This window comes from Streptomyces tateyamensis, assembly GCF_003205575.1.
Classification (GTDB): Bacteria; Actinomycetota; Actinomycetes; order Streptomycetales; family Streptomycetaceae; genus Kitasatospora; species Kitasatospora tateyamensis.
Window position 1 is genome coordinate 1 of sequence record NZ_PYBW01000167.1, and the last position, 5,136, is coordinate 5,136.

Here is a 5,136-nt window from a genome sequence, read left to right on the forward strand (position 1 = left end):
CTCGCCGCGGCGGGCGTCACTGAACTCGTCGTCGTCGCCGCACCCCCGCCGACCGCCGACGAGGCAACGGCGTGGGTCGGCGAGCTCGCCCGGACCTGGCTCCGCACAGCCCGGTGAGAACGGGTTCCGTGTCGAGCTGAGCAAGTGCGGTCTGGGCCCCGGCGAGGCTGACTTCAAGGCCTTCGATCTCGCCGAGCCGGCCCTCCTCTGCCTCGGCGATGCCGTCCATGAGGTTGGCGATGGTCTCCTCCAGGCGGGGCGCCTGGCCTGGGCCGCGTTCAGCCCCCGCACTTTTGGGCAGACGCGCGGGCGTGACGGCCGATGGGGCAACTTCGCACGGGAGGCCTGAATTGCATGAATTCGACCGTGAACGGGCTCACGTGAAGGCCGAGGATGTCGGCGGCCTCAAGGACGACGTCGATGAGAAGAACACTGAGGCTCTGCACAAGGCGCATCGAGCCGGACACCGGGTCGGGCCTCGGAATGAAGGGAAAGCGATGGAGCACATCCCGCAGGGTGGGGCCGGCGGAGTCCCACTGCACCACAACTCTGACGAACCTGAGGAGGACGGGCATCGGCGCCAGCCCGGTTCGGACGCGCGCGTCGACGAGGAGAACGAGACCGACACCACGCCGAGTGGGACCGAACAACAAGTCCAGGAGCCCCCGGACTGACCCCGTCCCACACCACGGGTGCTCGGCGCGGAGCAGGGCGTGCAGCCGCGTGATCACGGGGTGGACAAGGGCGCCGAATTGGTGCTGTCGTGGGCGCGGGTCATCTACCGCTACCGCGCGCTGCGCCGCCTCAAATCTTGTTCGTGGCTGCCTGCGTCGGTGTTCGTCACGGTGTTGCAGCCGGTGGAGGATGGCGGGCTGATCGTCGGCCGAAATGCGGGGTCTACCGCGTCCCCGGGGCGATAAGCGCTCCCCGGCGGCTCGGCGGAGCCGCCCGGGGAGGGCGAGGCGCTCGACCTGGCGGCCTTGGGGCGGCACGCGGCCCAGGAGCTGGTGGAGGAGATCGGGTTGGTCGCCGATCCGGAGGACATGAGGGTGTGGGGGGTCACCCGGGGCGAGTTCGGCAACGTCGGCGTGCACTTCCTGGCCCCGCCGGTGCCGGCTGCCCTGGTGCTCAAGCACTACGAGGCGTTGGTGGAGGCCGAGGTCGCGCGCGGTGCCTGTCCTGAGCTGGACCAGCTCGCGGTGGTCCGGTCGGATCAGGACGTCACCGGGCTTGGGCACTACGCGGACTTCCTGCCGCAGGTCGTCACCCGCTACACCGCGCCGCGGACCCTGCGCACCGCCTGATCGCACCTCGCGGCGTCGGCGACCCGCGCCGGCCGCGGCCCCGGCAGCTGGACGCGTTCTGATTTCCTTTCCTGGCTGGCCGGGACCTTCCCGGTCGGCCACGGGTGGTGTGCCCGTCGGCGGGCCGTCGGCCCCCCTGTGGGCCCTGCCGCCGCGGGTGCCCCCAGGGCTGTGGTGGCTTCCGGTACGCCGGGCGCCACGGACAAGTCGGGGCCCGTAGTGTCGGCGGCGTAACAGCTCGATGACAAGCTGATCACCCGTCATCCCTGGGTGGCACGCTGATCCGCACCAACCGGATCAGCAATGAGGACTCTTGTGACTCCCAACAGGCACTCCTGGGCGCAGCCGCCGTCCGGCCCCGCTCCGGTGAGACCGAAGTCGAACGCCAAGAAGATCATCCTCGGTGTGGTGGGCGGCCTCGTCCTCGTCGGCGGTTGCAACGCCATGGTCCACGGCGGGCAGCCCAGCGACCAGAAGCCTGTGGCGGCCAGGTCCGTGGCGCCCGTGATGCCCAGTGCGTCTGCGGCCGCAGGCAGGTCGGCGCAGCCGGTCGCGCCGGCCTCGCCGGTGTCGAGTGCGCCGGCGGTTGTGACGACTTCGGCGGGCCCGGAACCGACGGTGCTGGCGACGGGAGCCGATGGCGGCTGCGGGCCGACTCGGGACCTGATCGTTCGGTATGTCGTCCCTGGTCTGCCGTCGAGTGCCCAGGTGCTCGGCAACCACGTCATCACCACCTGCCAGGACACCATGGTCGAGTTGCAGTCGACGTCTCCCAAGGAGTCCGGGTACTGCACGGAGGCGGCTTGGGCCAGTGACAATCCGGGCTATGACGCTGATGCGACGCCGGCGGCACCGTTGAAGAAGGTTCAGGTCGCTTACGGGCCGGCCTGTCGGTGAGCCGTGAGGGACTCCCCGGTCGGCCGCGGCTGGAGAGTCCTCTGCAACCTGTGCAGGGGTCGCAGGTCACTCTGTAGGCCGCCCGTCGGCGGGCCGCCCTTGGTCTGGGCAGCCAAGGTCGCCGCGCCTGGGGCCTTCCACCCTCCTCGGGTGTGCGGGGCGGCGAGCTCCAGCTCTACAAGACCTGTCTGGCGCGCATGGTCGAACCCGAACGCCATCAGCAACAGGGCACCTCGAGAAGGGACAGCACATCGTGGTCCATCCCACCGGAGCAGTTGAGGAGCCGTTCAGGCAGCGGCTGGATGCGCTGCTCGCCTCGGGCCGTGCCGTGGACGACCTGCGTCGCTACTTCGGGATCGGCGGCCAGCCCGGGTCGGAGCGGTTCACGGGGAGCCGGTTCGAGCACCTGGGTGGCGGGGGAGAGGCTCCGCCGGTGGCCGACCGGGTCACCGCGGAGGACCTGGTCGCGGTGCAGACCCTGTCCGTCACGGTCCCCGGGCGAATTGCTCTGGATCTCTTGGAGGGCGATCTCGGCGCCCGGCTGTCGCAGCTGCTGCAGGCCATACCTGGGGGCATCGACATGGTCGACGCCGACGCGTCCCTTCTGGGCAAGGACTCGCCGGCGGGCCTGGCCTGGCGGCTCCTCAAATCCGAGGAGGGGGTCGGATGGGTGATCGCGGGCAAAGTCCTGGCGCGAAAGCGTCCCCGGCTGCTGCCGGTCTACGACCGTGTCGTGCGCTGCGCTGTCGGGCGGCCGGAGTCGTTCTGGCTGTCGTTGCACTCCGCTCTACGGGAGGACGACGGCGCGCTGCACCGCAGGCTGCTGGGGTTGAGGCAGGCGGCGGGCCTGCCGGAGAGCGTGAGTGCGCTGAGGGTGTGCGATGTCGTCGTCTGGATGGGGCACCGGGCCGCCGGACATGACTGTCCGCGCTGACGGAACAGTTGAGCGGGCCGAAATCTGCACCGCCGTCGCCGTGCCCGCCCCGACCGCCACGGCAGAGAAGCAGGCGGAGGCCTTCGAGGCGCTGCGTGCACGATCCCGACGGTGCGGTTCGGCGAGCCGGACCGCACCGACGACCTCAACCTGACGGTCGGTGAGAGCAGGCTGCTGGCCTCCTGGGACGACCCCGAGGCCGAGGACGTCCACCAGCTGCTCTACCAGGGCCGGCCCATCCGCTGGACAGCGCCGCTGCCGGGCGGGCCGTGGGGGCGGGCTGGGCACATCGCCGCCGCGCACCGGGACGCGAAGGACGCCGTGGTCCTGACCGACCCCGCCAGCGGGGCCCGCACCCACCGCTCCGTCGGCCAGGCCCTGGACGTCCTGAACCGCGCGCACCTCGGCCGGCTGCGCGCCCAGCGCGCGATGCCCGACGTGCCGCGCGGTCAGCAGTCCGCGGTGGGCACAGTGATCGTCTCGGGCTCCCCGGTGCGGTACACCGCCGTGCGGTCGCGCAGCCGCGACAGGCGCTCGTGCGCCGTGGGGTGGAGGCGGTGACCGATCGCCTCCACCACCGCGTGTGCGGCGCTGTGCGTGGCTGATCCGGCTGCGTTGGTCGCGGAGCTGGCGGCTGACCGCACCGCCGGGGCCTGCATGATCGACTGTACGGTCCTGCTGATTTGGTCGTACCGTTCGCGTCCGGCTCGCGTTCCGAGCACGTAGCCCAGGGCGAGCCCGGTGATCAGGGTGGGTTTGTGCATGTCGTCTCCATGATGAGCGGTGGGCGGCTGCTTCCGGCGCCGCAGGCGGTCCCGTAGTGGCAGGCTGCGGGCCCGCACAGCCCAGCGGTGCGGGCCCGCAGGCTCGATTTACTGGTGGATCAGCGCGGCAGGCCGTTGTAGTAGCTGCCGACCTGCTGGTGGTAGTCGGCGTCGACAGCGGGCTTGTCCTTGTCGAACTCGGGGGAGTTCTGGATCTCGTCCTTGGTGCGGCCGACCTGGACGGTCTGGTTGTCGGGGTCGATCGAGGTGATGGTGCCGGCGGGCAGCAGGACGTGCTTGCCGAAGATCCACGGGCCGGTGTCGACCACGATGTACCGGGCGTCGACGTCATCGGAGTGCTTGTCGACCTTGCCGATGTGGCCGTCGGTCGCCTCGACCTTGTAGCCGATCAGCTCGGTGCCGGCCTGGTAGCCGGAGTCCTCCTGGTAGTCCCACATGACGTTCTCCACGGAAGCACCCTTCGTAGAACCTGACGTGCCACCCTTCTGTCCCGCCCAGGCAGCCTCATGCGCCCGTCGCGCGGGTTCCTCCAGGCCCGCCTCCAGGACCAGGCTGTGCTGAAGCTCGGCCTGTAAGCCCGGTGAGACATCGGCCCGCCCTCGCGTCGACCAGGCCAACCAGGCCGTGGTGGCCCGCCAACGACGACACCATGCTCTGCTTCCACCTCTGGAACAGCTCCGGCCCGGTACCGACCGGGCCTCGCGCGGCACGTGGGCCTGCTGCGCGAGGCGAGGTGTTCGTCATCTCTCCGGCCGCGCACGCCGGGACGGCGCAGTGGTCCCCGCCCAGCCCCTGATCCACGGTGACTACACCGCCACCACCGCCACCTTGGGACAGGAGACGATCGCGGTCATCAGCACCAGAGCCTTCCACCACCAGGCCACCCGCCACACCCTCGACACCGCCTGAACCCACCCGCCGCGGCTTACCAGACCGTGTCGATGACCTAGACGACCGCCGAGGGCTGACGTCCATCGACCACCACCACCCCCGCTGGTTCGGGGCCTTGGCCTGGGCCGAACCGGTAGACGTCGTACCTCAGTGCGGCATCGAAGGCCCAGTCGACGCCGAACTCCCGCCACGCTGAGCCCCATTCGGCGGTGGCGGCCGCGCCACTCACATCCGTGCGCGTGGCCTTGAGACTCTTCAAGAAGGGGCCCAGGCCGGGCTGCGGCACGGTGAACCGAAGGAACAGTGTGAAGTTCCCCCCTGATCT

Annotated in this window: 9 protein-coding genes; 7 read left to right on the forward strand and 2 right to left on the reverse strand. The window is 70.5% G+C overall.

Features of this window, described 5'->3' with window-relative positions; translation table 11 throughout:
* The first annotated feature begins 350 nt into the window (after positions 1-350).
* The 6 genes from C7C46_RS34500 to C7C46_RS31020 all read left to right on the forward strand — a co-directional run bounded on the left by C7C46_RS34500 (position 351) and on the right by C7C46_RS31020 (position 3,696).
* Positions 351-674 carry a hypothetical protein gene (locus C7C46_RS34500; RefSeq protein WP_146259282.1) on the forward strand — a complete coding sequence of 108 codons (324 nt, stop codon included), beginning with the start codon at positions 351-353 and terminating at the stop codon, positions 672-674.
* 18 nt (positions 675-692) lie between these two features.
* Positions 693-920 carry a hypothetical protein gene (locus C7C46_RS30995; protein WP_110673257.1) on the forward strand — a complete coding sequence of 76 codons (228 nt, stop codon included), beginning with the start codon at positions 693-695 and terminating at the stop codon, positions 918-920.
* A gap of 60 nt (positions 921-980) precedes the next feature.
* Positions 981-1,304: a hypothetical protein gene (locus C7C46_RS31000; RefSeq protein WP_110673258.1), complete on the forward strand. Its 324-nt coding sequence runs from the start codon at positions 981-983 to the stop codon at positions 1,302-1,304.
* Between the two features lie 315 nt (positions 1,305-1,619).
* Positions 1,620-2,201 (forward strand): hypothetical protein, encoded by a 582-nt coding sequence (locus C7C46_RS34505; RefSeq protein ID WP_146259283.1) that lies wholly within the window; start codon positions 1,620-1,622, stop codon positions 2,199-2,201.
* 253 nt (positions 2,202-2,454) lie between these two features.
* Complete coding sequence (locus C7C46_RS31015; RefSeq protein ID WP_245985229.1) at positions 2,455-3,135, forward strand: DUF6308 family protein; 681 nt, start codon at positions 2,455-2,457, stop codon at positions 3,133-3,135.
* 111 nt (positions 3,136-3,246) lie between these two features.
* The gene (locus C7C46_RS31020) at positions 3,247-3,696 is read left to right on the forward strand and encodes a hypothetical protein (RefSeq protein ID WP_110673261.1); all 450 of its coding nucleotides are present in this window, start codon (positions 3,247-3,249) and stop codon (positions 3,694-3,696) included.
* 322 nt (positions 3,697-4,018) lie between these two features.
* Here C7C46_RS31020 and C7C46_RS31030 read toward each other — a convergent pair whose 3' ends face one another.
* On the reverse strand, positions 4,019-4,369 hold the full coding sequence (locus tag C7C46_RS31030) for a PRC-barrel domain-containing protein (protein WP_425470152.1): 351 nt from the start codon (positions 4,367-4,369) through the stop codon (positions 4,019-4,021).
* Positions 4,370-4,694: 325 nt separating this feature from the next.
* On the opposite strand from C7C46_RS31030, the gene C7C46_RS37480 reads away from it, so the two are divergent.
* The gene (locus tag C7C46_RS37480) at positions 4,695-4,829 is read left to right on the forward strand and encodes a hypothetical protein (RefSeq protein ID WP_281278602.1); all 135 of its coding nucleotides are present in this window, start codon (positions 4,695-4,697) and stop codon (positions 4,827-4,829) included.
* A gap of 37 nt (positions 4,830-4,866) precedes the next feature.
* Here C7C46_RS37480 and C7C46_RS36045 read toward each other — a convergent pair.
* Positions 4,867-5,136 (reverse strand): hypothetical protein (locus tag C7C46_RS36045; protein WP_220040724.1); only part of this gene is annotated, 270 nt, incomplete at its 5' end.